At 71.3% G+C, this 26270-nt stretch carries 23 protein-coding genes and 2 pseudogenes; 13 read left to right on the forward strand and 12 right to left on the reverse strand.

Annotated elements, in window-relative coordinates; translation table 11 throughout:
- The first annotated feature begins 88 nt into the window (after positions 1-88).
- The 3 genes from ACIP94_RS22965 to ACIP94_RS22975 all read left to right on the forward strand — a co-directional run bounded on the left by ACIP94_RS22965 (position 89) and on the right by ACIP94_RS22975 (position 3313).
- Positions 89-1141: an alcohol dehydrogenase catalytic domain-containing protein gene (locus tag ACIP94_RS22965; RefSeq protein WP_402428579.1), complete on the forward strand. Its 1053-nt coding sequence runs from the start codon at positions 89-91 to the stop codon at positions 1139-1141.
- 160 nt (positions 1142-1301) lie between these two features.
- Entirely contained in the window at positions 1302-1700 is a 399-nt protein-coding gene (locus ACIP94_RS22970; RefSeq protein ID WP_402428582.1) for a DUF485 domain-containing protein, read from the forward strand.
- Positions 1697-3313, forward strand: a complete 1617-nt coding sequence (locus ACIP94_RS22975) for a cation acetate symporter (protein ID WP_402428585.1) — start codon at positions 1697-1699, stop codon at positions 3311-3313. Before ACIP94_RS22970 ends, ACIP94_RS22975 begins: the two co-directional genes overlap by 4 nt.
- Positions 3314-3675: 362 nt before the next feature.
- Here ACIP94_RS22975 and ACIP94_RS22980 read toward each other — a convergent pair whose 3' ends face one another.
- On the reverse strand, positions 3676-4836 hold the full coding sequence (locus ACIP94_RS22980) for a PucR family transcriptional regulator (protein ID WP_402428588.1): 1161 nt from the start codon (positions 4834-4836) through the stop codon (positions 3676-3678).
- Positions 4837-5055: 219 nt separating this feature from the next.
- On the opposite strand from ACIP94_RS22980, the gene ACIP94_RS22985 reads away from it, so the two are divergent.
- The 3 genes from ACIP94_RS22985 (at position 5056) to ACIP94_RS22995 (ending at position 6894) form a co-directional block, all read left to right on the forward strand.
- Positions 5056-5697: a carboxymuconolactone decarboxylase family protein gene (locus ACIP94_RS22985; RefSeq protein ID WP_402428592.1), complete on the forward strand. Its 642-nt coding sequence runs from the start codon at positions 5056-5058 to the stop codon at positions 5695-5697.
- The gene (locus ACIP94_RS22990; RefSeq protein ID WP_402428595.1) at positions 5690-6499 is read left to right on the forward strand and encodes an SDR family NAD(P)-dependent oxidoreductase; all 810 of its coding nucleotides are present in this window, start codon (positions 5690-5692) and stop codon (positions 6497-6499) included. Before ACIP94_RS22985 ends, ACIP94_RS22990 begins: the two co-directional genes overlap by 8 nt.
- 107 nt (positions 6500-6606) lie before the next feature.
- Positions 6607-6894 (forward strand): hypothetical protein, encoded by a 288-nt coding sequence (locus ACIP94_RS22995; RefSeq protein WP_402428598.1) that lies wholly within the window; start codon positions 6607-6609, stop codon positions 6892-6894.
- Positions 6895-6986: 92 nt separating this feature from the next.
- Here the strand turns inward: ACIP94_RS22995 and ACIP94_RS23000 are convergent, their stop codons facing one another.
- Genes ACIP94_RS23000 through ACIP94_RS23030 form a run of 7 tightly spaced genes read right to left on the reverse strand, consistent with a single transcriptional unit; the run spans position 6987 to position 16089 of the window.
- Positions 6987-7676, reverse strand: a complete 690-nt coding sequence (locus ACIP94_RS23000; RefSeq protein WP_402428601.1) for a nitroreductase family protein — start codon at positions 7674-7676, stop codon at positions 6987-6989.
- The gene (locus ACIP94_RS23005) at positions 7673-8572 is read right to left on the reverse strand and encodes a hypothetical protein (protein WP_402428604.1); all 900 of its coding nucleotides are present in this window, start codon (positions 8570-8572) and stop codon (positions 7673-7675) included. Before ACIP94_RS23005 ends, ACIP94_RS23000 begins: the two co-directional genes overlap by 4 nt.
- 37 nt (positions 8573-8609) lie before the next feature.
- Positions 8610-9593 (reverse strand): ScbA/BarX family gamma-butyrolactone biosynthesis protein, encoded by a 984-nt coding sequence (locus ACIP94_RS23010; RefSeq protein WP_402428607.1) that lies wholly within the window; start codon positions 9591-9593, stop codon positions 8610-8612.
- Positions 9594-9603: 10 nt separating this feature from the next.
- Positions 9604-10548 (reverse strand): nucleoside-diphosphate kinase, encoded by a 945-nt coding sequence (locus tag ACIP94_RS23015; RefSeq protein WP_402428610.1) that lies wholly within the window; start codon positions 10546-10548, stop codon positions 9604-9606.
- Positions 10545-11636, reverse strand: coding sequence for an SDR family oxidoreductase (locus ACIP94_RS23020; RefSeq protein ID WP_402428613.1), 1092 nt, complete (start codon positions 11634-11636; stop codon positions 10545-10547). The genes ACIP94_RS23015 and ACIP94_RS23020 overlap by 4 nt, the downstream gene beginning before the upstream one ends.
- A gap of 47 nt (positions 11637-11683) precedes the next feature.
- Positions 11684-13339 carry a hypothetical protein gene (locus ACIP94_RS23025; RefSeq protein ID WP_402428617.1) on the reverse strand — a complete coding sequence of 552 codons (1656 nt, stop codon included), beginning with the start codon at positions 13337-13339 and terminating at the stop codon, positions 11684-11686.
- Entirely contained in the window at positions 13336-16089 is a 2754-nt protein-coding gene (locus ACIP94_RS23030) for a phosphoenolpyruvate synthase (protein ID WP_402428620.1), read from the reverse strand. Before ACIP94_RS23030 ends, ACIP94_RS23025 begins: the two co-directional genes overlap by 4 nt.
- A gap of 603 nt (positions 16090-16692) precedes the next feature.
- Between ACIP94_RS23030 and ACIP94_RS23035 the strand changes: the two genes are divergently transcribed.
- Positions 16693-17112: a ribonuclease domain-containing protein gene (locus tag ACIP94_RS23035; RefSeq protein WP_402428623.1), complete on the forward strand. Its 420-nt coding sequence runs from the start codon at positions 16693-16695 to the stop codon at positions 17110-17112.
- A gap of 781 nt (positions 17113-17893) precedes the next feature.
- Here ACIP94_RS23035 and ACIP94_RS23040 read toward each other — a convergent pair.
- Both ACIP94_RS23040 and ACIP94_RS23045 read right to left on the reverse strand, forming a co-directional pair.
- Positions 17894-19906: an ArnT family glycosyltransferase gene (locus ACIP94_RS23040; RefSeq protein ID WP_402428626.1), complete on the reverse strand. Its 2013-nt coding sequence runs from the start codon at positions 19904-19906 to the stop codon at positions 17894-17896.
- Positions 19907-20469: 563 nt separating this feature from the next.
- Positions 20470-20643: pseudogene (locus tag ACIP94_RS23045) on the reverse strand (oxidoreductase); the annotation flags it as partial.
- Between the two features lie 333 nt (positions 20644-20976).
- Between ACIP94_RS23045 and ACIP94_RS23050 the strand changes: the two are divergent.
- Both ACIP94_RS23050 and ACIP94_RS23055 read left to right on the forward strand, forming a co-directional pair.
- Positions 20977-22722 (forward strand): hypothetical protein, encoded by a 1746-nt coding sequence (locus ACIP94_RS23050; protein WP_402428629.1) that lies wholly within the window; start codon positions 20977-20979, stop codon positions 22720-22722.
- Positions 22712-22972: pseudogene (locus ACIP94_RS23055) on the forward strand (ISAzo13 family transposase); the annotation flags it as partial. The gene ACIP94_RS23050 and the pseudogene ACIP94_RS23055, both read left to right, overlap by 11 nt.
- A gap of 84 nt (positions 22973-23056) precedes the next feature.
- Here ACIP94_RS23055 and tpx read toward each other — a convergent pair.
- Entirely contained in the window at positions 23057-23560 is a 504-nt protein-coding gene (gene tpx, locus ACIP94_RS23060; protein ID WP_402428632.1) for a thiol peroxidase, read from the reverse strand.
- A 99-nt stretch (positions 23561-23659) separates the two neighbouring features.
- On the opposite strand from tpx, the gene ACIP94_RS23065 reads away from it, so the two are divergent.
- Both ACIP94_RS23065 and ACIP94_RS23070 read left to right on the forward strand, forming a co-directional pair.
- On the forward strand, positions 23660-24112 hold the full coding sequence (locus tag ACIP94_RS23065; protein ID WP_402428635.1) for a hypothetical protein: 453 nt from the start codon (positions 23660-23662) through the stop codon (positions 24110-24112).
- 41 nt (positions 24113-24153) lie between these two features.
- Positions 24154-24705, forward strand: coding sequence for a hypothetical protein (locus tag ACIP94_RS23070; protein WP_402428638.1), 552 nt, complete (start codon positions 24154-24156; stop codon positions 24703-24705).
- Positions 24706-24912: 207 nt separating this feature from the next.
- Here ACIP94_RS23070 and ACIP94_RS23075 read toward each other — a convergent pair whose 3' ends face one another.
- A complete protein-coding gene (locus tag ACIP94_RS23075) occupies positions 24913-25338 on the reverse strand; it encodes an XRE family transcriptional regulator (RefSeq protein ID WP_402428641.1) in 426 nt (141 codons plus the stop codon).
- Between the two features lie 169 nt (positions 25339-25507).
- Here ACIP94_RS23075 and ACIP94_RS23080 point away from each other — a divergent pair, with 169 nt between their 5' ends.
- Both ACIP94_RS23080 and ACIP94_RS23085 read left to right on the forward strand, forming a co-directional pair.
- Complete coding sequence (locus ACIP94_RS23080) at positions 25508-25753, forward strand: response regulator transcription factor (protein ID WP_402428644.1); 246 nt, start codon at positions 25508-25510, stop codon at positions 25751-25753.
- Between the two features lie 14 nt (positions 25754-25767).
- Positions 25768-26265, forward strand: coding sequence for a hypothetical protein (locus ACIP94_RS23085; RefSeq protein WP_402428647.1), 498 nt, complete (start codon positions 25768-25770; stop codon positions 26263-26265).
- Positions 26266-26270: the final 5 nt, after the last annotated feature.

Raw genomic sequence — 26270 nt, forward strand, 5'->3', positions numbered from 1 at the left:
ATACCCATGCTAGCGTCGCCCCGCCGAAGTAATACACGTGCATCAATGAGTGATGAAGGCGCCTTGGCGCGCTGCGGGAGTCAATCCAGTGAAGGCACTGACCTACCACGGCCCCCACGACATCCGCTTCGAGGATGTCCCCGACCCGGCCGTCACCAGCCCAACCGACGCGGTCATCCAGGTCACCACGGCCGGCATCTGCGGCAGCGACCTGCACATCTACGGCGGCAACGGGTTCACACCAAAGACCGGTTACACCCCGGGACACGAGTGCGTCGGCGTGGTCGTCGAGACCGGCGAGCGGGTCACCCGCTTCAAGCAGGGCGACCGCGTCCTGGTTCCCGCCTCGGTCGGCTGCACACTGTGCGGAACCTGCGCGAAGGGACTCACCGCCAGGTGCGAGCGAGCGCATGCGCCGACGGACCTCTGTTACGGAGTGAGCCCGGGCCTCCCGGGAAGTCAGGCCCAGTTCCTGGCCGTGCCCCATGCCGATGTCAATCTGGTGCGCGTGCCCGAAGGCATCTCGGACGAGGCGGCCGTCGTCCTGACGGACAATGCCCCCACGGCCTGGTACGGCTGCCGCCGAGCCCGCATCCAGCCCGGCGAGACGGTTCTCGTCATCGGCCTTGGCCCGGTCGGCCTCATGGCCGCGCAGTCCGCCTTCATGATGGGTGCGGCCCGCGTGCTGGGCGTGGACCTGGTCGCGGAACGCCGGGCCTTCGCCGAGACGCTGGGCGTCGAGCCCGTGGAGGGCGAGGACGCGCGGACGGCCGTACGGGAGATGACCGCGGGGCGCGGCCCGGACGCCGTGGTGGAGGCCGTCGGCTCGGACGCCACCATCGGGCTGGCCCTGAAAGCCGTCCGGCAGGCCGGAAGGGTCAGCGTCATCGGCGTCAGCCAGAGCAAGGCCTTCCCCTTTCACATGGGACTGGCCCAGATCAAGGAACTGGAGTTCGCCATCGGGCTCTGCTCGATCCATTACGAGCTGCCCGCCCTGATCCCCCTGGCCCAGGCCGGCCGGATCACGCCGGAGGCCGTGGTCTCCCACCACTTCGCCCTCTCCGACGGCCCCGCGGCGTACGAACTGTTCGACAGCCGCGCCGCCGGTGTCCGCAAGATCCTCCTCGACCCCGCCCGTTGATCCGCCGTCGGCCGGACGCCGCCCGGCGCAACCGCATCGCCCCTGAAACGTGATCCGCGGCGGGACTGACAGTCATCCCAACCAGTCGGTATGGTGCGCGCGTTCCTCCTCCCTCGTTGACCTCCACGGATCCGCGCAGTGACGGAAGGCAGGCCAGGCCATGACATACGCCGACGAGAACCAGTACCCGCCATCAGGACCCGACTGGTACGGACAAGCCACGTGGCACGAGCCGTATGCGCACCACACCCATGCCCACCGTGAGGACCTGACCGCCCTCCGTTCCGCCTACCGGCTGCTCCGCCGGATCTCCACACTGACCGCGCTGGGCTCCTTCGTGGTGTACGTCGTGCTGTCCTGCGGTGCGCCGGGCCTGATGGGGTCCAGGATCGCCGGGGAGCTGAGCCTGGGAATGGCCCTGGGAGTCCTCCAGCTCGTGGTCACCTTCGCGGCGGTCTTCTGGTACGGACGCAGCGCCCGGCGCTCGGTGGATCCGCTGGCCCGCGCCGTCAGGGAGCGGGCGGTCGCCACCGCCCGGAACGCGGGAGCGGCAAGATGAACGACTTCAGTGCCGGAACGCAGGCCATCGTCCTCACGCTGTTCACGGCTCTGGTCACCATCACGCTGCTGATGTGCGTGATGGCGGGACCGGACCGCGACGACCTGACGAACTTCTACACCGGCTACCGCTCGCTCACCCCGCTCAAGAACGGTCTGGCCATAGCAGGTGACTACATCTCCGCGGCCACGGTGCTGAGCACCACCGGCATCGTCGCGCTCGCCGGGTACGACGGCTACGTCCTCGCGGTCAGCACGGCCCTGTCCCTGGTGCTGCTGATGTTCCTGCTGGCCGAACCCCTGCGTAACGCGGGCAGATTCACCATGGGCGACGTCCTGGCCCGCACCATGCCGGGGCGTGCGGTGCGTGTCGCCAGCTCCGTGGTGACGCTTGCGGCGACCCTGCCCTTCCTCGTCGTCCAGCTCTCCGGGGCCGGGTCGCTGCTCACCTTCATCCTGAAGCTGCCGCACGTAACCGGTGCCAGGACGGCGTGCATCGTCATGGTCGGCAGCCTGATGATCATTTACGCGGCGCTCGGCGGCATGAGGGGCACCGCGCTCATTCAGATGATCAAGATCGTGCTCCTGCTCGGTACCAGCGCCGTGGTCGCCGCGCTGGTCCTGAACCGCTTCGGCTGGAGCCCGGGCGACCTGCTCAGGGCCGCCCAGCGCGGCAGCGGCGCGGGACCCGCCTTCCTCCAGCAGGGCCTTCAGCTGGGCACCTCGGCCAGTCAACGGCTGGACTTCATCGGTCTGCAGGTCACCGTGGTCCTCGGCGTGGCCTGCCTGCCCCACATCACGATGCGCCTGTACTCCGCGCAGGATGTGCCGGCCGTCCGTCGCTCCATGTCGTGGGCGGTGAGCACGGTCACCACCTTCTGCCTGCTCGTGATCGTCGTGGGAACGGGCGCGGCGGCGCTGGTGGGATCGCGGTACATCACCGCGGCCGACCCGCAGGGCAGGACGTCGGTGCTCATGCTGTCGCAGGTGCTCGGCGGGGCACCCGACTCGGTGGCCACGACGATGCTCTACTCGGCCGTGGCGGGCGTGGTCTTCATCACCTTGTTGTCGTCGGTCGCCGGGATGACCCTGGCCGCGGCCTCGTCGCTCGCCCACGACCTGTTCGCGCACGTGGGGCGGCGGGGGCAGGCGGAGCCGCGCACGGAGATGACGGTGGCGGTGTGGGCGAGCGTGGCCGTGGGGGCGGTCGCCGTCGGGCTCTCCGTCGTGGTCCAGAACTGGAACGTCCAGGTCCTGACCACACTGGCCATCTGCATAGGGGCTTCGGCGGTGGCACCCGCCCTCACCTACTCCCTGTTCTGGCGCGGATTCACGCGCACCGGCCTGCTCGCCACCCTCTACGGCGGGGCGGCCTGCGCGATGCTGCTGATGGTCTTCTCCAGGGCCGTTTCGGGCACGCCGTCCGCCGTCTTCCCGCACGCCGCCTTCGACCTGTTCCCCATGCAGTCCACCGGACTTGTGTCCGTCCCGTTCGGTTATCTGGCGGGCTGGCTGGGCAGCCGTCTTGATCACCGGCGCCGTGCCGCCGACAGCCGGGAGAACCGGCGGCTGTACGAGGAGAGCGAGGCACGGCTGCTCGCCGCAGCGGAATGACACCGGGGCGGGGCTCCCGCGGCGGCCCGGGACGGTCAGGCGAGTGTGCGGCTGGGCCCTGAGGCTCATTTCCACGAACTGCCCGTCGCGGTGCCGCACGTTCGGCGCCCCGAACCAGCCGCCCGTCCCGGACGGCCGATCACTGCTGCCACCGGACGGCCGAGCAGTTCCCGGGCCCGCCGGTTCCGTCCGACCACGACTCCGAGGTCGTCGAACACCGCCAGGGCGGCGAGACGCGGGGTGAATGGATCCTCGCGGCTTTCACCGGACTGCTTCATGCGCCTCTCCACCGCTGGACACCACCTTGCACTCGCTCGTTCGCCCCCCGTGCGCGCCGGTCCTCTGGTGCCGTGCAAGCGGCCTCATCGAGGTGTCCCCAGCTCGCGGGCCGCCAGGGCCCAGCTGAGCTCCACGGCGGTGTCCGGAGCGTCCAGGCTGGTGCCGGTCAGCTCCTCGAAACGGCGCAGCCGGTAGCGGACGGTGTTGACATGGACGTGCGCGCGGCGGGCGACTTCGCGAACATGCCGTCCCCTCTTCAGGTATTCCCGCACCGACTCCTCGATGAGCGCACCGAACTCCCCCTCCGCCTCCAGCGGGCGCAGATAGCGGTCGAGCAGCAACTCGGCGAGTTCCGGTTCGGCGACGACGGCCACCCGCCAGGACAGGTCACCCAGGTCGTACACGCCGCGCAGACCGTAGGCTCGGGCGGCCTCCAGCATCCTGCCGGCGGTGCGGAAGGAGCGGTGCACCGCGGCCAGGCCCACCGGCGGGCCGAGCCCGGCCGTCAACCGCAGGTCACCGGTCTCCGGCTTCGCCTCCACGACTCCGGCGACCGCGTCGTCCAACACCGTGAGCAGCGCGCCCCGGCCGCTCCTGCGGGCGCGGGACTCCAGGGGACGCTCGAACGCGTCCGGACCGACGTCGCCGTCCGGGAGGGCTCTGATGGCCCGGTACGGCCGCGACGGGTCCAGTCCGTAGATCGCCGCGCCGCTGTGGATCTCCGCGGCGCTCAGCGTTCCGTAGAGCAGTCCGCGCAGGAAGCCGGTGCGGCGGCGGGCGTCGAGCAGGGCGGAGGCGACCTCCGCCTGCCGGTGGACCGCGGCTATCTGCAGGCTCGCGACGTCCGCGAGTTCCCACAGGCACGTGGTGCGGTCGACGATGAGGCCGGGGTCCAGTCCGCGTTCGGTCGCCTCGGCGATGAACAGGTCCCGTATCGCGCTCAGCGCCCTGCGGAAGGCGCGGAGCCCGTCGCCGAGCGGCACGCCACGGGCGACCCGGTCCCGGGCCACATCGGCTTCGCCGAAGTCCTCCGGCGCGGGCACCGTCCCCTCCCGCACCACCGTGAGAGCCCGCTCGAAGTGCCGGTGCCAGATCTGGTCGAGGAGTTCCCGCGGCACCGCGCGGTAGGACGGGATGTGGCTCGTCAGATCCGCGTGCAACCGCCCGCCCACCTCACCCTGCTGCGCGGCCATCGCGGCGATCACCCGCTCGAGGGGCGCCGCCGGTCCCGGTTGTCCTGACATGGACCTCACCTCCCCCTCGGCACCGGCCGTTGTGCACCTGAACAATATGCCGCCCCCCGGCCTTGGCCAGGGAGCCGTCGACATGCCCCCACCCCCCGGAGGACAGTGGCACGGCGGCGGACGAGCGCGTCGGCGTGTACGCGGCAAGGCGCGGCCGGCCCCCGCCCGGACCCGCCCTCGTGCTGTCGACCAGCCTGACGAACCGTACGGAGACCCGCCATGACCGACGAGCACCATCACCGGCCCGGCCGCACCGCCGCCGACACCGGGCCGCGCCTCACGCCACTGCCCGAGGAGGGCTGGGACCCCCTCACCCGGGAGCTGCTCGCCCCGGTCCCCCGGGACGCCGACGGCCGCCTCGCCAACGTTTTCACCACCCTGGTGCGGCACCCCGGCCTCTTCCGGCACTTCCTGTCGTTCGGCACCCATCTCCTGCGCGACGGCCGCCTTGCGGACCGGACCCGGGAACTGCTGATCCTGCGTACCGCGTACAACACCCGGGCGAGTTACGAATGGGGGCGACACGTACCGCTGGCCAGGGCCGCCGGGGTCACCGACGAGGAGATCCGCCGGGTCGGCGCCGGCCCGGACGTCCAGGGGTGGTCGCCGGCCGACGCCCTTGTGTTGCGTGCCGCCGACGAACTGCACCGGGACGCACGCCTGTCCGCGGCCACCTGGTCCGCACTCGCCGCCGCCCACGACGAGACACAGCTCATCGAGATCACCATGCTCGTCGGTCAATACCACATGGTCGCGTTCTTCCTGAACTCCGCCGGTACGCGGCTCGAGCCCGGCTACGAGAAGGAGGCCCTGCCCGGGGCCGGCACGGACGCGGCGGAAGGGACACACACCGATGCCTGAGCCCCGGCACCCCGCGAGCCGCCCGGTCGGCCTGCTGACCGGCCGCAACGTACTGGTGGTCGGCGCGGGCACCCGCCCGAGCGACGATCCGAAGGCCCCGGTGGGCAACGGTCGGGCGGTGGCCGTGCTCGCCGCCCGCGAGGGAGCCCGCGTGGCCTGCGCCGACGTCTCCCCCTCCGCCGCGGCGGCCACCGCCGCCCTGGTCGGTGCGGAGGGCGCCCGCGGCCTGTCCCTGGTCGGCGACGCCACCGATCCCGGCCAGTCCTCGGCCATGGTCGCCGAAGCCGTCCGAGGACTGGGCGCACTGGACGCGCTCGTGGTCAACGTCGGCATCGGGCTCGGTGCGGGCCTGGCGGACACCTCACCGCAGCAGTGGGAGCGGGTGCTCTCGCTCAATCTGGGCGCTCCCTTCCTTGCCGCCAAGTACGCACTGCCCGCCATCGCCGACGGGGGATCGATCGTCTTCGTCGGTTCCGTGGCGGGGTTGCGCGCGGCCACCGACTCGCCCGCCTACGACAGTTCCAAGGCGGGCCTGTTCGGACTCACCCGGCACGTCGCCAAAGAGGGTGCCCCGCGCGGGATCCGGGCCAACCTGGTCGTCCCGGGCCTGATCGACACCCCGATGGGCCGCGAGGCCTCGGCCCGGCGGGCGTCGCGTGCCACCTCGTTCACGCGTATACCGCTCGGACGCCAGGGCACCGCCTGGGAGGTGGCCGAGGCCGTCGCCTTCCTGCTCTCCAACCGCGCCTCCTACATCACCGGGCAGAGCCTGGTGGTCGACGGAGGCCTGAACGCGGTTTGACACGGGGCGCGTGTCGGCCGCACCGGTCGGAGGCGCTCCCCGGCGTCAGGGTGTCCCCGCCGTCGGGGCACCGACCGGGGGCGGTCCCCGCCCAACCCTCTTCAGCGGTGGCCGGCCGAAGAGCGCATGCTCGCCCGCGACGCCAGGCGAGCCGCGCCTGGCCCGAGGAGGAGTGGGCCGGCACCCGGGAGCGCCTGCGCGAGCGCGGCCTTCTCGACGGCGACTCCCTCAGCTCGGAAGGCGCACACCTGCGCCGGCGCATCGAGAAGCGCACCGACCGTCTGGCCCTTCCGGCCTACGCCGCCCTGGGTGACGCCGACTGCGAGCGTCTCGCGGAACTGGCGAGCCCCTTCGGCCGTGCCGTGGTCGAAGCGGGACTTCTCAAGCTCGGCTGACCGGGTTCTCCCGGGAACCGGCCCTGCGCCGGTCGGCCGTCTGCCAGCCGTGGCGAGCCCCTTCGGCCGTGCCGTGGTCGAAGCGGGACTTCTCAAGCTCGGCTGACCGGGTTCTCCCGGGAACCGGCCCTGCGCCGGTCGGCCGTCTGCCAGCCGTTGTGGTGCAGGACCTGTTCCAGCGGCAGCCGCGGGCCCGGCCGGAACGTGCCGCGCACGGGGTACGCCGTCGGCAGCAGCGCGCCCTGGCGGACGCTGGGCGGCAGGCCCAGCAGGTCGGCGATCTCCTGCTCACGGTCGAGATGGACCGCTGTCCAGGCGGTGACCAGACCGCGGCTGCGAGCCGCCAGCGCGTAACTCCAGGCGGCGGGCAGCAACGACGCCCACAGACCGGCCTGGTTGCCCTCAGGCAGCCGCCCGTCGGCCACTTCGAGGCAGGGGAGGACCAGGACGGGCACCAGGTGCAGCCGGTCGGCCAGCGCCCGGGCGGCGGTGAGCACAGAGCGCGTGGCCTCGGGCAGCTGTGCCGGACGCTCGAGCACGGCGGCGTTGCGGTCGTAGAAGGCGGCCCGGTACACCTCGGCGACGTCGGCGCGGATCCGCGGGTCGGTGAGCAGGATCCAGCGCCAGTTCTGCCGGTTGTTGCCGTTGGGTGCCTGCAGGGCGATGCGCAGGCAGTCCTTGACCAGTTCCGTGTCCACCACGCGATCCAGGTCCAGGCCCCGCCGCACGCTCCGCGTGGTGGTCAGCAACTCCGTGCACGTCAGCGCGGGTTCATGCGTCATGGCCGCAGCACCGCCCGGACGACCAGCCCGAGGTACGTGGCCACGACGAACCCCATGGCGGTCGGCATCGGCCAACCGCCGCGGCGTACGGCCAGGAACCGCCAGGCGCCCCATGCGGGCAGAGCCGCCGCCAGGCAGGGCAGCAGCCCCAGCGGACCGGCCGGCGCGAACAGCAGCACCTGGCAGCCGACCGCACCGGCCGCGAAGCCCGCGGTCACCACCGCGCTGCGACGGGGGCCGAGGTCCGCCGAGTACAGGCGGGCACCGGGCGGCGGCTGCCAAGCCGTCTTGCGGGCGAACTCGAAGTGCAGGAAGACACAGGCGGACAGGGCGAGCAGCCCCGCTCCACGCCAGTCTGCGGTGACGGTCCCGGCGGCGACGAGCGACCCGTACACATAGCCGCCGAGCAGCACCTGCACCGGGTAGGTGACCGCCAGTTCGAGCAGCTGCCGGTCGCGTACCGCGGGTGACAGCCGTTCCAGCGCGGCGAGGAGCAGCCCGTACCCGAGCGCCGCGAGCAGCAGCAGGGCGGCCGTGGCCGAGAGAGCGGCATTCAGGGCCGTCGCCACGACGGTGATCGCCGCCATGGCGCCGCGCAGTTCGGCCGCGGTGATCGCGCCGGTCACGAGCGGCCGGTCCGGGTGGTGCACACGGTCGTGGGCGAGGTCCTTCTGCTCGTCCAGCATCCGGAGGAACAGCAGCGCCAGGACGACACTCGCGGCCCGCAGCCACGTGGCGCCGGACGGCCGCCAGGCCGCGCCGGTGGCGGCGACCGCCGAACTCTCCAGGGCCAGCGCCCACAGCAGTCCGTAGGTGACGTAGATGTGCGGCCGGAACATGCGCAGCACGAAGCGGCCCAGTCGGGCGGGTACCTGAGGAACGGCGACGGTGGTCACTCCGGGGGCTCTCCTGTTCGGGTGAGTGCGGCCGGGGTCATGCGGCTCCGCGGGCCGCCGACGTCTCGAGGGCACCCGCCAAGGCGTCCGGGTTCGGGGCGGCGAACCTGATCCGGGCCTCGGCGGCGAGGGCGCCCGGCTGGTGCAGGGTGCACTCGATGTCGGCGCCGGGCGAGGTGGGAGCGGTCCGGCAGCGAAGCGGAAGGTCCATCTCGGCGAAGCAGCGGAACCGTGCCGCCAGTGCGACGGGCAGCGCCGTCGGCGTGCGGACGGTGCCGGCGGCGGCGGCCGCGGTGAGCGCGAGTTGGCGGAAGGCCTCCAGCTCCAGCATGCCGGGGACGTGGTCGACCCAGTGGTCGTACAGGGTCGGATGCGCGGTGTCGACGATCAGCCGTGCCGTGCGCGTGCCGTCGCCGGCGGTGCGCGGTGGGGAGATGACCGTGTTGGCCGGGTCGCGCCGGCCGACGAGGGCGGGATCGACGCGTGGTCCGGGCAGGGCGACGGGCACAGTGGGCAGTCCCAGCGCACCGCGCTGTCCGGCCCGCAGACGCGTCCATTCCCGGGGCGGCAGCCAGGAGTAGGCGATGCGGGCCAGCAGCGCCTCCTGGCCGCCGATGGTCAGCGTGAAGCGCAGCCGCAGGCCCGTCACCGTGGCCCCGGTGCGGAACCGGTGCTCGACCCGGGTGGCGATCAGGGCCTCGGTGGAGCGGCCGTCACAGGTCAGGGCCGTGTGGTCGGGTACCTCGAACTCGACCGTGCGGAGCAGGAACTTGAGACCCGGCGCTACGCCCAGATAGCGATGGGCCACGACGAAGATGCCCTGCCTGCAGGCTTCCAGGAGCAGCAGCGGATCGTGGTGGGTACGGGGGCCGAGGGTGTCGTGGTAGAAGGCGTGGCGGCGGGGCAGCTGCGCGGCAAGCAGCAGCTCGTCCTCGCCGAGGCGCTCCGCGTCGGTCAGGAAGACCTCGGCGACCGCGGCGCGGTGCACCAGCTCCTTGGGGAGTATCCGGCTGAACTGCATGGGCCGCTCCTCAGGTCGGGTTGGCGCGGATGGTGTCCAGGTGGCGGCGCCAGGTGCCGGCGTCGGCCCCGTCGAGCACGGGGGCGCGGCCGGGCACGCGCATGGGGAGCACCTTCGAGCCGACGATGACGGTGTCCCACGGATCGAGGTCGATCCCCTCCTCCCACGCGGTCTCCAGCAGCGTGCGTGGGGTGGCCGCGGGGTCGGTGCCGGTGTGCCGGTGGACGGCGTCGCGCAGCCGTTCGCGGGCGGCTTCGAAGTCCAGGTCCCGTGGCTTGGTGGCCGCGTACAGCCGGCCGGTCAGCTCCAGGGCGTCCGCGGTGCGGTCCTCGTCGGCGAGGGCGGAGCGGAAGAGACGGCCGCGCGCGGTGGCGTCGAAGTGGACGGCCAGCTCCCGCAGGACGTCGGCGGGCTCGTCGGCGGTGTGCACGAGGTTCAGCAGATAGCTGTGGCGGCCGAGGAGATGGCGCAGCTGGCCGGGCCGCCGGGCGTCGGGGTCCGTGGGCCCCTTGAGCCCGGTGAGCTCGACCGATGCGGGGATGCCCGGATCGCGGGCGGGCCGGACGAGCAGCACGAGGGCGTCGGCGTCCTCCAGGAACAGGGCGGCGAGCCTCCTGCGGTAGGGGGTGGCGAGGTTCCACTGGAAGTACCACAGAGAGCGGATCATGGTACGGGTCAGCCGGGTGACCGCCGCTCCGACGATCCTGAACCCCCGCCCGGTCAGCCAGTCCACCGCCGCCTCGAGCCTGCGGGCCACCACGGCGTCCGGCTTGAGCAGCAGCGTTGCGTGCCGGTGTGCGAAGCCGGTGACGTCGTCGGTGAGGACGGCAAGCTGTTCGTGGGCCTCCTGGTAGTAGGTGTCCGCACCGTACAGCCGCCGTTTGGCGGGGTGGCACGTCAGCCGCGGGGAGACGGGTATGCCGTGCGGGGGGCCGGCGGGGTGGTCGGGGGTCATCGGTGCGTGCTCCCGTCGGGTCGGGCGGTGGCCGGCACCTGGCGCGGTGCCGGGCCCAGATAGCCGGTCGTGAGGCAGTGGTCGAGGAGACGGCGCAGGTACGGCCGCGCACGCGTGGTCGCGGGACGGCCGCTGAAGACCGCCGCCCGGGCGTCGTCGAAGTGGACGCGCCGCCGGAAGTAGGTGTCGTACAGGGAGACGACGCGGTCGTAGTAGGGGCGCTCGCGGTCGGGCAGGGCCCGGGCGCGGAACGCGGACGGCGGGACGAACCGCGGAACGTGGAAGCAGGGGTACTCGGCCAGGACGTCGGAGAAGTCCCGCAGGGTCAGCTCGTGGCCGACGGCGTGCAGGGTGCGGCCCCGGGCCTCCTCGAAGCGCAGGACAGCCTCGGTGACCAGGTCCGCGACGCGGTCGACCGGGACCAGGTCGAGGACGCAGTCGTAGTGGCCGGGCACGGTCCGCACCAGGCCCCTGGTGAGGACCCGCAGCACGGGGTAGATGGTCTTGAACTCGCGGACGCGGCCGGTGCGGGTGGCGCCGGTCACGATGCTCGGGCGCACCACGGTCGTCGGCAGGCCGTCCGCCGCGGCCTCGCGGACCATGGTCTCGGCGGTGAGTTTGCTCCTCTCGTAGCCGTTGCCGGGACGTTGGCCGACGTCGAGTTCGTCCTCCCGCGCGGTGCCGTCGCGTTCTCCGCACACATAGGCGGTGCTGACGTGCGCGAGCGGGGTACGCGCGTGCAGAGCGAGGTCCAGGACGTGCCGGGTGCCGGTCACGTTGACGCGGTCGTAGCGTTCGTCCGGCAGTCCGAAGTCGGTGACGGCGGCGCAGTGCACGATCCGGTCGGCCGTTGCGGCGAGCCGCCGGTCCTCCTGGTTCAGCCCGAGGCCCGGACGGGTGATGTCGCCGGTGACCGGGATCAGCGCGCCTGGGCCGGGGACGAGTGCTCTGCCGTTGTTGCGGACGATGCCGGGCGTGCGGTGCAGCAGCGTCAGTACGGTGTGGCCCGCGGCGGTGAGCCGGGCGGTCACCTCCGCGCCCACGAGACCGCCGGCGCCTGTCACGAGCACCGTCATCGGGTCGGGCATCGGTCCTCCGGGTGGTGGGTCGGGGGGAGTGCCTGCATGTGGTGCCGTCACCGGGCCGGGTGGGGCTGGGTGCCGTGGCCGGCCAGCAGGTCGCGGGCTTCTTCGATGGGAAGTTGCGCGTCGAGGTGGGCGCCGAGGCGCAGCCAGTCGTAGCCGAGTTGGAGGGTGGCCCGCCAGGTCTCCGCGGAGTCGAAGGAGAGCGGGAAGGCTCGGGCGCCCACCGCGCCGCGGACCTGGGCGATGAAGCCGCGCACCCCCGCGAGCAGGGCGGCGCCGTTCTCCGGGTCGGCGGTGCGCCGCAGCAGTTCGCCGGCGTGCGCGGCGATCGGCCGGGTGCCGGACGGCAGCAGGTCGAGGCGGCGTACGAGGTCGGAGTCGGCGGGCAGCGGGTGCACCCCGTGGGCGCTGAGCAGTCCGCGCAGTGCGGCGTGCACGGCGCGTCGCGCGGTGAGTTCGGCGACCCGCCACTGGCCTCGTCGCAGGGCGCCGGTCAGATCCTCGACGGCGTTCTCGACGACCACGTTGGACCACACCAGGTCCATGGCGGCGGCGGCGAACCGATCGGCGGGCAACGGCATCAGATCGACGGCGCGGGGGCCGGTGACAGCGGCGCCGCGCACCGAGAGCAGCGGCTGTGCGGCGGAGGGCGGCGGGGTGACGGGACCGGGCGGGGCGGCGAGCGGCAGCGCCGGGGTGACGGTGCCGCCGCCCTTCCAGGCGAGGCGGATCAGCCCGTAGCGCAGGAAGACGGCCAGCAGCGGGCCGGGGTCGGCGACGCCGGTGTCCGCGGCCGCGTCCAGCACCCGGAGCAGCGGCCGGCGCAGGACGAGGGAGCGCCACACGGCACCGGCGTGGTCACCGAGGGCGAACAGCTCCCGCCGGGCGCGGACGACGTGCACCCGTTCACCGGTCTGCCAGGTGGTCACCCCGGCAACGCCTTCGACGGTGAGCCGCTCGGGCCGCCAGGGGACGCCGGTGAGCCCGAGCTCCGCGGTGAAGGCGAGACAGGCGGTCAGGTGGTCGCGGGCGGCGTCGGCGTCGGCGTTCCCGGAGGCGGGGGCGGCGGCCTCCAGCTCCCAGTAGCGGTCGCGTACGTCCGGCCGGCCCGCCCGGTCCAGCTGCAGGGACAGCCACTTGGGTTCGAGGTAGGTCTCGCCCCGGCCGGCCGCCCAGGACTTGACGGTCTGGACGAGTCCGGCCCGGGTCCAGTCGACCGCCTCGTCGCTCTCGCCGAGGCACAGCAGCGCCATCGCGTGCCGCAGGGACTGGCGGGCCCGGTGCGCCCACCAGTCGGCGGTGATCCGGCGCAACCGCTCGACGGGCAGCAACGCCTTCACCTCCGCCACCAGGGTGTGGCCCCGCAGCGGGTGGCTGTGCAGCAGCCGCTGGCAGCGGTTGAGGAGGTCCTCGGAGAGCCTGCCGGGCCGTTCGGCACCCTCTTCCACCGCACGGAGCTGACCGGTGAGCTGGCGCACCGACCGGGTGCGTATCTCCACCCGCCGGCCGTCCAGGAACAGCAGCGACGGCATGGTCGGCAGATCGTCCTCGGCGCGGCCGATGAGCAGGAAGTCGATGTCGGAGGACGGGTTGCCGAACCCTTCCGCGATGGACCCCTCGAGGGTCACGGCCCACTCGGTGCCGTTGGGCAGTTCGGCGAGGGACTTGTCGAGCAGGTCCTGCAGTTGCTCCTCGGTGAGGATCACGGATGCCTCTCCGTTCCGGGGCTGTCCTCAGTGGCGGTCGTACCGTCGTCGGGAGGGTCCGCGAGTACGGTGACCGTCCCGGCGGCCCCGTCGACGCGCAGCGGGGTGCCGGTGCGGATCTCGGTGGTGAGGTTCTCGACCCGTACCACCGTGGGAATGCCCAGTTCCCGTGCCACGACGGCGACATGAGTGAGCGGGCTGCCGCGTTCGATGACGAGGGCGGCGGCCGAGGACAGCGCGGCGACCCAGCCCGGGTCGGTGCGGTAGGTGACGAGGACGCCGCCGCCGATGTCGCGGGGGGTGTCGGTGACCACGGCGGGCCCTTCGGCGACGCCGGGGCAGCAGGGGGTGCCACGCAGTTCCCGGGTGCCGCTGCGGACGGCCGGGCCACCGGTCCAGCCCGCCCGGTCCAGGTTGCCCGACCAGTACGGGGCGCCACGGGTGGTGAAACGGGACGGGGCGTGCAGGCCGGTGTCGACGGCCAGTCGCCTGCGGCGCAGCGCGACCAGCTCCCGCAGCTCGGTGTGGACGATCATTCCCTCGTACGCGCCGCCGATCTCCTCCAGGCGCAGCATGAACACGTCGTCCCAGACCTTGATGGCACCGGCGCGCGCCAGGTCGCGGCCCAGGGCACGCAGCATGCGCTTTGCCGCGCCGAAGGCCCGGGTGCGGCAGAACCTGAGCCGTTCCCGGTCGGCGAGCGCCGTCCGGGCCTTGTGCCGCACCCGCTCGTACAGCAGGCGGCGCGGACCGCGCAGGTGCTCGTCGAGATAGGCGTCGACCTCGCCGCCACGCTCCGGCGCGCCGCCTGCCCCGGTGTCCGACAACGCGTCACGCAGCAACGTGAACAGCCCTGCCGGGTTCTCGTACAGGTCGGGGACCTCCAGCTTGAGTTCGTCGGGGCTGCGGTAGCCGTAGTCGGCGATGTACGCGTCGACGGCGTCCAGGAACCGGGTGTGACCGGCCTCGCGCAGCGCCCGGTAGGAATCGGATTCGGGTGTGTGTTCCAGCAGGCACCGGATGTCTTCGTCGGCGCGTGCGCGGTCGGCCAGCTCGCGCAGTGCCCGCACCGGTTCGGCGGACTCCACGGCGCCGCCGGGGGCTGCCGCGGCCCATGTGAACCACTCGGGTGCCTCCGGCAGCCAGCTGCGGGTGAGCAGCGCCAGCAGGCCCACGGAGAGCAGGATCGTGGCGTCCAGGGCCTGCATCGGGCCCCACTTCTCGATGAGTTCCCGCTGCAGCCGGCGGAAACGGCGATAGGTCTCCTCACCGGGCAGGGCGTCGTAGTCGACATTGTTGAAGATCGTGTACGCCTGGTAGAAATCCCGATGGAAGGTTTCCACGGATTTCCGGATGGTCAGGAATCTCGTGGCGAAGATCGTTGTGCGGGCCAGGCGCGAGAACCGGCCTGACAGTCCCGATCGCGGTGTGAACGGCTGGAGCGCGTCGGCGATCTCGTCCGGAATGCTCTCCGCGACGCCGAGCGATTTCTCCAACATCCGCCGATTGATTGGATACAGCGGGGCCAGGCGCACCATTCGGTACCAGTGGAACAGGTTGTAGTAGACCCGTCCGTGAACATAGCCGAGCAGGTGCGGGGTCCATTCCCGCACCTCGCGCAGTTGCTCGCCGCGGACGCCCAGGGCGCGGGCGTAGCCGTCGTACACCTTGGCGTAGGTGTCGGCGGCGAAGCTGAAGGTGAGCGGGGAGACGACGCCGCTGAAGCTCTCGATGATGTTGGAGTTGTCCCAGATCCGCAGCTCGCCCTCGGGCGCGGGTGCGGGCGCGGGTGTGGTGACCGGGCGGCTCTGCAGAATCCACAAGGTCCCCTCGGCCATGGCCCACTCGATGTCCTGAGGGGCGCCGTAGCAGGCGGTGATGCGGACTCCGGCCTCGTGCAGCCGGGCCAGACCGGCGGCGGTCAGCACCGGCGCCGACCGGTGCTCGTGGGCGACGGGCCGCACCCGGCAGCCGGGGCCGGGTCCGGCCTCGTAGCGTTCCCGCTTGTCGCCGATCACCGTGGTGAGCGGCTCCCCGGTGGCGGCGTCCAGGACGACGGTGTCCGCGTCGACCGCGCCCGAGACCAGCCCCTCCCCCAGCCCGTACACCGCGCTGACCAGATGGCGGTCGGTCCGCCCGGTCGTCGGGTCGGCGCTGAACAACACGCCGCTGCTCTCGGCCGCCACCATGCGCTGAACGATCACGGCCACACCACCGGCATCCGGCGGCAGCCGGCGCTGGGCGCGGTAGCGCAGTGACCGTTCGGAGAAGCCGGAGGCCCAGCAGCGGCGGACGTGGGCGGTGACTTCCTTGAGGCCCCGGATGTTGAGGAAAGTGTCGAACTGGCCGGCGAAGGAGTGCTTGGCGCCGTCCTCCTGCGCGCCGGAGGAACGGACGGCCACCGCGCCGGCGCCGGCGTGCCGATAGGCCAGGGCGATGGCCTCGGCGACGCGCTCGGGGAGCGGCGCGGCCTCGATCAGGCGCGCGATCTCCTCGGCGACCTGCCCGGCCTTCGGCTGCCGGCCGCCGGTGAGCAGCCGTACCAGCTGCTCGTCCAGTCCACTGGCGCGGCAGAATTCCGCGAAGACGTCCAAGCCGATGACGGACCAGCTCGGCACGCGAAAACCGGACACGGTCAGGGCGTGGAGGTTCTTCCCCTTTCCGCCGGCCCATGCGGCGATCAGGGAATTGTCACTGGACGGTGTCAGAACGTGCGGGGGTCGCTGTCCGGACGTCGAGGTGCGCGACAAGTGGTCTCCCTTTCAAGGGTGTTACTCATCGGTATGAGGGGCCTCGCACGACTGTTTCACAGCACGACCGCTCAAAACATCACGTGCGCCGACTGTGAGCGCTTTTCGGTCGTCGTAGAGTCTTCAATATCTCGGCGCTCCCCGCTGTGCGGTGGCCGCGCCGGCAAGGCCCGGCCACCGGTGATGCGTGGACGCGCCTAGGGAGCCCTCTCGTACGCCCCGGACAGTGCCTCGACCCGCTGCGCGACCCGCTCCGTGCGCACTTCGTCGACGACCGGCCGCCGGACCGAACCCAGCGCCCAAACACAGCGTCGACGCGCCGGCAGAACCGGCCCGCCCGTTTGGCCGACGCCACCCACGAGCGCAACCGACCACCCTCGTCCACGTTCGGCCCGAGGACCGGGACCGAGCCGACCGAGGCCATTCGTCCGTGGTGCGCCGTCCGGCACCGCACACCGGAATCACACCTGTTCAACGACTATTCCTTACGCCACGTCAGGTGCAACCGCAATTCCCCTCCTCCTCGCAACCGGCTATACACCCGTTTGCCACACAAGGGGATCAGAGTGTCATGTCCATGCACGCGCTTATTTGGAGGGTTCCTTGCTGACTCTGCGACGTCCCCAGCTGCCCTGGGCCAAGCGGTTCGCGGTGCTGATCGCCGCCCTCGCGTCCGTGCTCAGTGTGTCCGCCGTCAACAGCCCCGCCGCGACTGCGGCGGTCTACGGCTCCTGCAGCATCGATGGATGCTCCGAAGCGGCCTCGGCGAACTCGACCTGGTCCGACCTCGGCTACCCGACCGCTCGGGGCTGGTACGACTGGCCGGACGGCGAGTGCAGCTACGCGGGTGGTGAGTTCTACAACAACGACGGGCAGTTGCCGTCCGGTGACACCTTCTACGAGTACGACGTCTACCCGCGCACCTGCGGCGCCCATCGGGACGCCTACCGGATCGTCGTCGACTCCAACACAGGCGTGGTCTGGTACTCGCCCGACCACTACACCGACTTCTACCAGCTCTGACACTCCGGCAGGACTTGAATCACCGGTCTGCACAGGCGTCCGGGCGACTGTCGTGGGCTGAGATGCCATCAGGGGCGGTCCTCCGGGGCCGCCCCTCGCTCATGAGAGGCTGGCCCCTACGCCGTAGCGTGCAACGCCTCAGCCCGCTCCCGATCTCGGACACCTCGGTCTCACCGGCCGGTGACATCCACCGAATTCAGCGGGTGCCCCAACCGCCTCGCGAATCTCCTCAACGTTCCCCGGGTCGCGCATGACCGGCCACCGCAAGCCCACCGTGGTGGGTGTCGGCCCCGGCGTTCGTCAGGCTACGGCCGTCACCGTTGCGGTCGCCGTTCACGGCGAGGGACGTGCCGGTTTCCGGGTGAAGGCCAGCGTCATCACAGTGACGGATGCGCAGGTGTTGAGCGACTCACTGACCTGCGGCGCCCCTTCACGGTCCCGGCTGCGCCATCGCGCTCGCCGGGGCAACACCTCGGCGTGGACACGGCCGCGGGCTGCTCAGTACGACTGCGCCCAGGACTCGGGAAACTCGTCAGGACCGACGAGATAGGCGGCGCGATCTCGAATTTCGTGCATTGGGGCGCGCCCAGGCAGGCCCAGCGTACGGTCGGACAGCGGAAAGCGAGTGCTTTCCTGCACCATCGGCCACCGCTGTGTCATGGCAATCCCGGCTACGAGGCCGTCCGCCGACAGACGCCTCTTCCATCTGGCGACCGGCACGGTCAGCGGCCGGTCCGCTGAGCACGGGCGGTCCGCCGCGGAGTGGAACAAGACGCCGTCGTCAACGACGATGAGACACCTTCACGTGCATCGGCCCGAGTCGCCCGTCGTGATCCGGGCCGCAGTCGTACAGCGCCTCCGTGCGGTCGCCGGAGCCGTAGGCCGCCGGGGGCACGACCGCGCAGTGGCCGACGGTCCAACGCGTGATCACGGCAGTCGGCGTGGCCGCGCGGCGCAGGCTCCTGATCGCCTCGGCGCGCCTGAGGACGACGTAGCGCAGCCGGCCGGTGTCGATCAGTTGGCGGAAACCACCGGACGTCGGATACGGGGCCCGGCCGGTGAAGCCGCCCACGGGCAGCACGTGCGCGTTGGCGGAGATGATGTAGGGCGCGGCCTCCCACCAGCCGGGTACCGCGGCCAGGTACTCGGCGCCGCCTTGGTGCGCGGTCAGGTAGGCCAGCAGGCGTTCCCGGGTCGGACCGAGCTTCGCGAGCAGGTTGCCCACCCGGTGGTTGGTGGGGCCCACGCGGGCCAGCGAGCCGGGCTGGTTGTAGCGCAGGGACAGCGCCGACGCCGACCAGGCGGCCGGTATGAGCAGGACCGCGGCGAGGCCGGCGGCCAGGCCGGCCGTGACGAGGCGCGGCCGTCGGCGGATGCAGGACAGCACCAGGGCGACCAGGCCGAGGGCGGCGGCGGCGGGGACGCACCAGGGGAAGAAGTGCGGGTACCACAGCGTCAGGGTCACACACCAGGCGAGGTTCACTGCAATCACGCCGGGCAGCGCCCAGGCCCGTCGGCCGCCCTTGAGGTACACCTGCCAGGCCCGCACGGCCCCGGCGCCGCCCATCGCGGCCAGCGCCACGGCGACGACACCCATGTAGTAGGTGTGTCCGGTCACACTGCCGAAGCTGAACACCAGGAAGAACGTGGCAAGCCATGCCCCCCACAGCACATGGCCCGCCAGCACCCGGTCCGTGCGGGCCGCACGCCGCCGCCACAGCGCCCATGCGCCGCCCACGACCCCGAGCGCGGCCAGCGGATACAGCCATCCGGTCTGTGTGGCGATCCCGGGGCTGAACATCTTCCAGACGCTGTCGCCCATGCCGGGCCCGGCGCCGGCCGTCCGAAGGCTCTCGTTGGGGGCAACGCTGCCGGCGGCGGCCGCGTCCAGGCCGTGGAAGCGGGTCAGGAAGTTGTAGCCGACGACCAGACCGTACGCCGAGTTGTCCGTGGTGCCGTCGAGGTAGGGGCGGTCGGACGCCGGGGTCAGCGTGGCCACCACCATCCATGACACCGACACGGCGAACGCCACCGCGCCGGCCAGCGCGACGTCCAGGAGCCGACGACGTAGGGCTGTGGGCGCGGCGACGAGGTAGGTGACGGCGAGCGCGGGCAGCACCGCCCAGGCCTCCAGCATCTTGCACTGGAAGGCCATGCCCACCCACACGCCCGCGAGCAACAGCCAGCGCCCCCGGCCGCGTTCGGTCGCGCGCTGGGTGGCCCCGGCGGCCAGAAGCAGCAACAGGGTGAACGACGAGTCCTCCGTGACGGACCGCCCAAGGCCGACGAACACGGGAGTGAGGGTCAAAAAGCCCGCCGCCAGCAGACCGGCCGGCACGCCCGCCCAGCGGCGTACCAGACCATGGAGCAGGACCACGCAGGCCATGCCTTCGATCGCCTGCGGCAGCACCAGCGCCCATGGATGGAAGCCGAGGACCAGTGCCGACAGGGCCTGCGGCCACAGGTAGCCGGGCAGCTTGTCGATCGTGATCGTGTTGCCGGGGTCGAAGGATCCGTAGAAGAAGGCGACCGGACTGTCGGTCATGCTGCGCACGCCGGCCGCGTAGAACCCGTGGAACGAGCTGTCGTCTACGCCCCACAGGGTGAGCACGGCGGCTACCGCGACGATGCCCAGCAGCACCGGGAGCTCGTACGCCGGCCGCGGCGGACCCGTGCGGGGTGCGGGCGACGCCGACCCGCCGCCGCGAGGACGGGGCAGCACGGCGGATATGGACCGCGCCGACGCGGACTCGGTGGCGCGCTCTCGAGTCGGCTCGCTGTGGGGGGTGAGCATGAACGGCCTTTCAGGGCTCCGAAAACTCCATCCGGACGCGGGGGGCAATCCGGATCTCGGGGAGTATCCGTAGGTCGACATGCACGGAATACGAACGGAGACTTAACGGCATATAGCTCTCACCCCTCTCTCACCCGAATGGGATGTAGTGGGAAGTTCTGGTAAGAGACGGATCCGCGTGCCGGCCCGCGGGTCGCTCCGCGTCAGCCGTCCATCGGATTGAGGCGCGCTTGCGCCCGGCCAGAGCGACGCGACACGTCCAGTAGGAACGGGTTGAGTAACGGTCCGGTCCCCTCGGCGTACGGCTGGTCGGTCTCGGGAGCGAGATAGCGGCGGGCCGCGCCTCGATCAGAGCGGCAACGAGCGCCGAACCGCCGATGGAGCGGAAGCAGGTGGCGTCGCTGCAGAAGGCGCCGCTGTGGCGCGGCCCATCGCGCTGAGTGGCTTACGGGACAGGGGCAACCGGTCGAGGCCGAGCACGGTCCCCTCGTCGGCGTCGGCCTCGCGGGAGGCCGACGCCAGGGTCTCGCCGAGGGCGCCACATGCTGCGCACCTGGTCAGCTCCCTCGCTGCCCCAGGGCGAAGGCCCGGACGCCGGCATCGCGGCCGAGCTTGTCGAGCTGCACGGCGAACAGGACGTTGGCGGTCTTGGCCTGACCGTAGGCCTCCCACTTGTCGTAGCCCTGTCGCCAGTGGATGTCGTCCCAGCGGATGTCGGAGAAGTGGTGCCCGCGAGAGGGGCATCACCGCACGACTTTCCTCCCCTGCACCCGGCAGAGCAGTCACGACGGCTCCCCGGCACGATGCCCCCTTCGCGGTCCGCCCCGAGCCGATCCGGCTGACCTCTCTTCAGCGTGCGCCGACCAGGGATTCAGCCTCCCGCTCGTTCAAGGTTCGGCAATGACTGGCGCGGCCGTTGAACCGACCGTGAGCACGGCACGTATCGCGATGGGATCCATCGTGCGGGGCGATCCGGTTGCTCGTTCTCCGCCACGCCCAGAAGGGTCCGCACTGTCATGACCGTCGTGCGCCCGCGCGACCGTGGGTCACTCCCCACGGAAGGACGCACAGTGAGGAGCACCGCAGTGGCCCGCAAGGACCTGACACAGTCGTCGCGTACTGCGCGGCGGGAGCACGCCCGGCACCGGAAGCTGTCGAAGGTGTCACTCGCCCTGATCGGCGGCCCCGTGATTCTCGCCGTCGTCGCGGGGTCGGTGTTCGCGGCGGAAGTCCGTGCCCAGCACCGCCCGCAAAAAAACCAGGCAACCGCCGCGCAGCCCGACGCGGCGGCCCGCAGACCCGATCCCAACTGCACGCTGCTGGTGCCGGACAATCCGCTCAGCGCCCGCGGCCTGGCCACGCCGTACAGACTCGTCGCGACCGACCCGGCGCAGGGACCCTGCCACGAGGCCAACCCCGACCAGTCGGCGTTCGTGGAAGCCGCGATCGTCACCCCGAACGGCAAGCTGACCCTCTACAACCCGTTGGTGATCGACAAGGGAACGAAGCCGGCCGCGCCCACCGCCCGGCCCTCCGTGCCGCGCGGCTCGACCGTGGGTATCTGGTTCGGTTTCAACAGCGCCGAGCTGACCTTGCGGGCAAGCGGCCGTCGGGACGGTCCGGCACGGGGCCAGTGTGTCAACGGCCTGCCTGGATCGGTCTTCGGCCAGTTCGCGTACTGCAATGCTCCGGCCTTCTTCCGGGCCGCCAACGCCCAGATCGCCAAGGGGCACCTCAGGATTCCGGCGCTCGGGAGAGCCAAGGACGGCCTGCCCTGCCCGACCACGCGGGACTTCTCCGTCGTGGACCAGGACGGAAGCGACAACGTGGTGACCCACTACCTCGCCGACGCGCACGGCCGTATCGCCCAGAACAACGCCGCGAGCAGGGCCGCACTCAAGGATGGCGCCCGGCTGACCAACCGCGGCGACCGGCACCACCGGCACAACGGCGGGGCCAGGTGGGCGACCACCCGCGCCCCGAAGGATCTGGCCAACGGCAGCGACAACCTGTTGCTGACCCAGTTCATGGACCCTGCTCTTGGCTGCAAGCCCTTCACCGCGCCCGACCAGTCCGGCGATGGCCGGGCCACGTCCGCCCTCGCGCTGGACGAACTGTCCGCCGCGGCACACCAGAAAGCGCCGATCGCGCTGGTCCCGCGGAACGACCCGATGACGCTCGTCGACGGCCGTAGCAGCGTCGCGAAGACCAACGCGTACCGCACCGGAGTCGACATGCCCGCGGTCGGTGCCGGCGCCGACGGTGACGGAGCGGGCTTCTGCACCACCCTCTTCCGCGATCCGGCCGGCATCCAGCGCGTCTTCAAGGACAAGCCACTCTTCGAGAAGGCGCCCTCGCCGGACCCGGCCATGGCGCCGAACCTCTTCGGTTTCCTCGCGGCACGGGCCAACCAGACGTTCACGAACCTGGGCTGCGATCATCTGCTCGGCGCCGCCGACCCCATCGTCCTCACCACGAACGCGGACGGAGTGGTCACCGACGCCGTGTTGACAGCGCTCGGCCGGACGCCTCCCTCGGCCGCTCCCTCGACCGGCACCTCCCCGTCCACGTCGCCGAGCACACCGTCTGCGTCACCGAGCACCCCGTCGGCCGGCAGGGGCGCAGGTCCGACCGCCACCAACCAGGCCACCGCGCCGACCAGCGGCTCCGCCTCCCCGTCCCCGGCAACACAGCAGCCCCAAGGCCACCGCTACGGCTCCTCGACAGCCACGCCGACCCTCGCGTCCCCCCGCCGCACAGCTCTTGACGGTGCTTCCCTTGGACGAGCGTCAGCGCCGGTTGGCAATGGGGGCTGAGGCCCGGTCGCTGGGGCACGGCGGGATCCGGAGGGTGGCCCGCGCCGCCGGGGTGCGCGAGGGCACCGTCTCTCGCGGAGTGGCTGAACTGGATTCCGGGGTGGCCCGTTGGGCCGGGTCCGCCGGGAAGGCAGAGGCCGCAAGCGCGGTAGACCTCGATCCTGGGCTGCGGCCCGCCCTGCCGGCCCTTGTCGAGCCGGACATGCGGGGCGATCCGATGTCGCCCCTGCGCTGGACCACGAAGTCGTCATGGGGACATCCTGCAGCCCACCCGATGCTGCGGCCCGGCTCGTGGCTGAACTCAGCTCACGCACAACGCTTGACTATTGCGGCCTCAGCCCAGAACGGCCAGGGCCCCGTCGTAGTCGGGCTCGTTAGTGATCTCCGGCACGAGCTGGGAGTAGATGACCGTGTCGTTGTCGTCCAAAACGACGACGGCCCTGGCGGCCAGACCAGTCAGCGGACCCTCAGTGATCTCCACTCCATAGTCCCGCAGGAACTCTCGGCCGCGCAACGTTGACAGGGTGATCACGTTGGTCAGGCCATCGGCCCCGCAGAACCGCGACTGTGCAAACGGAAGGTCTGCGGAGATGCACAGCACCACGGTGTTGTCGAGTCTGCCCGCCACCTCATTGAACTTCCGTACGGACGCCGCGCAGACGCCGGTGTCCAAGCTGGGGAAGATGTTCAGCAATTTGCGCTTCCCGGCGTAATGGTCCAGCGAGACATCCGACAGATCCTTGGCGACCAGCTTGAACGGCTCCGCCTTCTGCCCCTTCGACGGCAGGTCACCGGCGACAGCGATCGGGTTGCCCTGAAAGTTGACCTTCGTAGACATGGGTTTGTCTCCTGGGAGTGAGGCCTAGCAAGGACTCCGTGATCCTACCGTTATGCTCGGCCACGGCTGCACCCTGACATCCAGGTCGGTGACGCCTCAATGACGTACGTGACCAATTGGGGCACCCACCGGTTGATGCTCCGCCTGCCCAAGCAGACCTTGGCCCTGCCGGCGGCGCGGTCGTACTGTCACGACCACCACATCGAGGCCTGGACCACCCGCACCCACCTCCTGCTCGACCTGACCAGCGAGGACGAGGACGGCGACTGGATCGAGGGCGCCGACGACTCGCTGTCCGCCCTCATCGGCGTACGCGACGAACTCACCACCGGCGACCTGCGCCCCCTCTATCTGGCCTGGCTCTCAGCGCTCGCCGCCTGGGAACTCGAAGACGACGACGAAGAGGAGTACCGGACCTGCCCCGAACCGCCCGTCCCGGCCGGGCTCGGCGAACTGACCGCCCCGCAGCGGGCGCTCGCGGATTTCCTGCGCGTGGACGACGACCTGCCGGCAGTAGCGGCCCAGGCAGTCCCGCCGCATCCAAGAAGCTGACCAGGCCTGCGAAGAAGGAACTCGCCCCGCTGATCGCCGCAATGCCCCAGAAGGAGAAGGACGCTCTGCTGCTGCGGCTCGCCCTCGGCCCGGAACCTGGGCTGCACACCGAACTCCTGCATCGCCTGCGCGGCGCCGACGCCCCCACCACGGTCCCCGGGCGCCGGTCCGCCGCCCACCTCTTGGACGCCGCCCACACCTTGCGCACCGAACGCCGACAGCGCGCCGAACACGAACGGGCCACCGCCCGCGCCCGGCATCTGACCGCTCTCGCAGGCGAGGCCGAATCCGTCTGGCAGCAGATCGAGGCGCACATCGCCACCAAGAGGACCAGCTGCTACGACCAGGCCGTCAGTCTCCTCGCGGAACTGCGCGACGCCTACGCCCACGCCCGACAGCACACCGACTTCCACCAGCGCCTGGCCCGCCTGCGCGAGGACTACCGGCGCCGCCCCGGCCTCATCCACCGCCTCGACCGCCACGGCCTCCGACAGGCCGCCTCGTCCCGGCACCGATCTAGCCGCGTTGCGCCCTCCCCACCTCAATCACCGGTCAGCTGGATCCCGTCGGCCTTCGCCCGGTCCACCAGCTGACTGACCTCGTTCTCCGAGCGATGACGGTGTGCATACGGGGAAGCGGGCGGGCGGCGGCGCGCAGGGCGGCCCGAGCAATCCGGAGGCCGCCACCGCGCCGCCCCAGCCGTCAGCCGTCAGCCGGCGGTGTCTGAAACAGCCGCACTCCGAGCCTCGGAGCACGCCTCAACTCGCCCGCACCACACATGCGACTTGGCGAGCGCGGTGCTATTCCTCGACGGGCGGCAGGCCCTGGAGTTTCCTTATCTCGTCCAGCACCGACATCACCGCGTTCAGGCTCTCGGGCGGGAGTCCCGCGGCGCGCAGGGCGATGGAGCGCACTCCGGCCTGGTGCAACTCGTCGAGCAGGGCGAGCTGGGCGAGGGCCTGGTCCGCGTAGGTCTGGTCGAAGAAATACGCGTACTGCACCCCGAAGAACTGGGCCAGTGCCATCAGCAGCTCATGGGAGGGGCGTTCGCGCTTGCCGTTGCGCAGCGCGGACAGGTAGGCGCCACTGACGCGGAGTTTGGGGTTCGCTTCCTTGAGCCGGGCAGCCACCTCGTCGTTGGTCCACGGACGACCCTCGGGACGGCTCGACCGGAAGAGGCTGTCCAGACGCTCAGCGAGCACCGATTCGTTCTTCTCCGCAGCCATTCCCGCCCTCCGTGGTGCGCGAAGTATTACAAGGGAGATCAAAGAGTATCCAGCACCCACCCTTGTGGTGCACATCACAATATAGCGGGCACCCTTGCAGACGGAACTACCGGATCGTCTACTGGTTGATGTAGCTCAACTAGCAGTTGAATCAGAACGAGGAGGGCACGTGCTCGTTCAGACGCCTACGGAGACGTTACTCGGCCAACTCACCGGCAGGGAGCGGCAAGTCCTCGAACTCGTCGCCGAGGGCAAGTCCAACCTGGCCATCGGACGGCAGCTCCGTCTGCGTCCCAAGACGGTGGAGGCACATCTGCGCAGTCTGTTCTACAAGCTCGGACTGGAGCAGAGTCCCTACGAACACCGCAGGGTCATGGCCGCGGTCACCTACCTCGGCCGCCGTCCCGCCACATGACGCGGTGCCGGAACGTGCGGTGCGTACTCGCCATGGTCTGCGCGCTCGTCGCCGCCTCATCGGCCATGAGCGGTGACGTGCCCGGCGGCGACCGCGCCGCCTCCGAGGGGTTCCCCGCGGTGGAAGAACGCCTCGGGAGCTTGGTCGAACAGGCCCGAGAGACGGGCGGGTTCACCGTCGACCCACGCCGGGGATCCGCTCCCAGCTCGGGGTACGCGGTGGCGACCGGGCGTTCCAGCGCGCAGGTGGAGCCTGCTGCCTCCTTCTTCGCAGGTGACGGCCCCCGGGCGCTGCAGGCGTATCTACGGGACCACACCGACATCCTCCTCCGGGACCCGGAGCTGATGCTCGGTGCCTGGTACGACCGCGACGGGAGGCGCGTCGTGCTGAGCCTGGTGCGTGTCGTACCCGATCGGACGGAGGCGGTGCGCTGCGGGCTGTCCCACCGGCAGCGTTCCGTGTACGACCTGTCGGCCCGACGGGAGGTTCCCACCGGCTGGTCCACTCCCTGAGCAGG

Source organism: Streptomyces sp. NPDC093261 (assembly GCF_044753645.1).
Lineage (GTDB): Bacteria > Actinomycetota > Actinomycetes > Streptomycetales > Streptomycetaceae > Streptomyces.

What these genes read in the sequence shown, in the direction of transcription:
- ACIP94_RS22985 (WP_402428592.1), top strand. Translation starts at nt 5,056, where the DNA reads ATGACCGACGAGCACCATCACCGGCCCGGCCGCACCGCCGCCGACACC.
- ACIP94_RS22980 (WP_402428588.1), bottom strand. Translation starts at nt 4,836, where the DNA reads ATGTCAGGACAACCGGGACCGGCGGCGCCCCTCGAGCGGGTGATCGCC.
- ACIP94_RS22990 (WP_402428595.1), top strand. Translation starts at nt 5,690, where the DNA reads ATGCCTGAGCCCCGGCACCCCGCGAGCCGCCCGGTCGGCCTGCTGACC.
- ACIP94_RS23000 (WP_402428601.1), bottom strand. Translation starts at nt 7,676, where the DNA reads ATGACGCATGAACCCGCGCTGACGTGCACGGAGTTGCTGACCACCACG.
- ACIP94_RS23070 (WP_402428638.1), top strand. Translation starts at nt 24,154, where the DNA reads ATGCCCCAGAAGGAGAAGGACGCTCTGCTGCTGCGGCTCGCCCTCGGC.
- ACIP94_RS22975 (WP_402428585.1), top strand. Translation starts at nt 1,697, where the DNA reads ATGAACGACTTCAGTGCCGGAACGCAGGCCATCGTCCTCACGCTGTTC.
- ACIP94_RS23015 (WP_402428610.1), bottom strand. Translation starts at nt 10,548, where the DNA reads ATGACCCCCGACCACCCCGCCGGCCCCCCGCACGGCATACCCGTCTCC.
- ACIP94_RS23075 (WP_402428641.1), bottom strand. Translation starts at nt 25,338, where the DNA reads ATGGCTGCGGAGAAGAACGAATCGGTGCTCGCTGAGCGTCTGGACAGC.
- ACIP94_RS22970 (WP_402428582.1), top strand. Translation starts at nt 1,302, where the DNA reads ATGACATACGCCGACGAGAACCAGTACCCGCCATCAGGACCCGACTGG.
- ACIP94_RS23040 (WP_402428626.1), bottom strand. Translation starts at nt 19,906, where the DNA reads ATGCTCACCCCCCACAGCGAGCCGACTCGAGAGCGCGCCACCGAGTCC.
- ACIP94_RS23065 (WP_402428635.1), top strand. Translation starts at nt 23,660, where the DNA reads ATGACGTACGTGACCAATTGGGGCACCCACCGGTTGATGCTCCGCCTG.
- ACIP94_RS23020 (WP_402428613.1), bottom strand. Translation starts at nt 11,636, where the DNA reads ATGCCCGACCCGATGACGGTGCTCGTGACAGGCGCCGGCGGTCTCGTG.
- ACIP94_RS23010 (WP_402428607.1), bottom strand. Translation starts at nt 9,593, where the DNA reads ATGCAGTTCAGCCGGATACTCCCCAAGGAGCTGGTGCACCGCGCCGCG.
- tpx (WP_402428632.1), bottom strand. Translation starts at nt 23,560, where the DNA reads ATGTCTACGAAGGTCAACTTTCAGGGCAACCCGATCGCTGTCGCCGGT.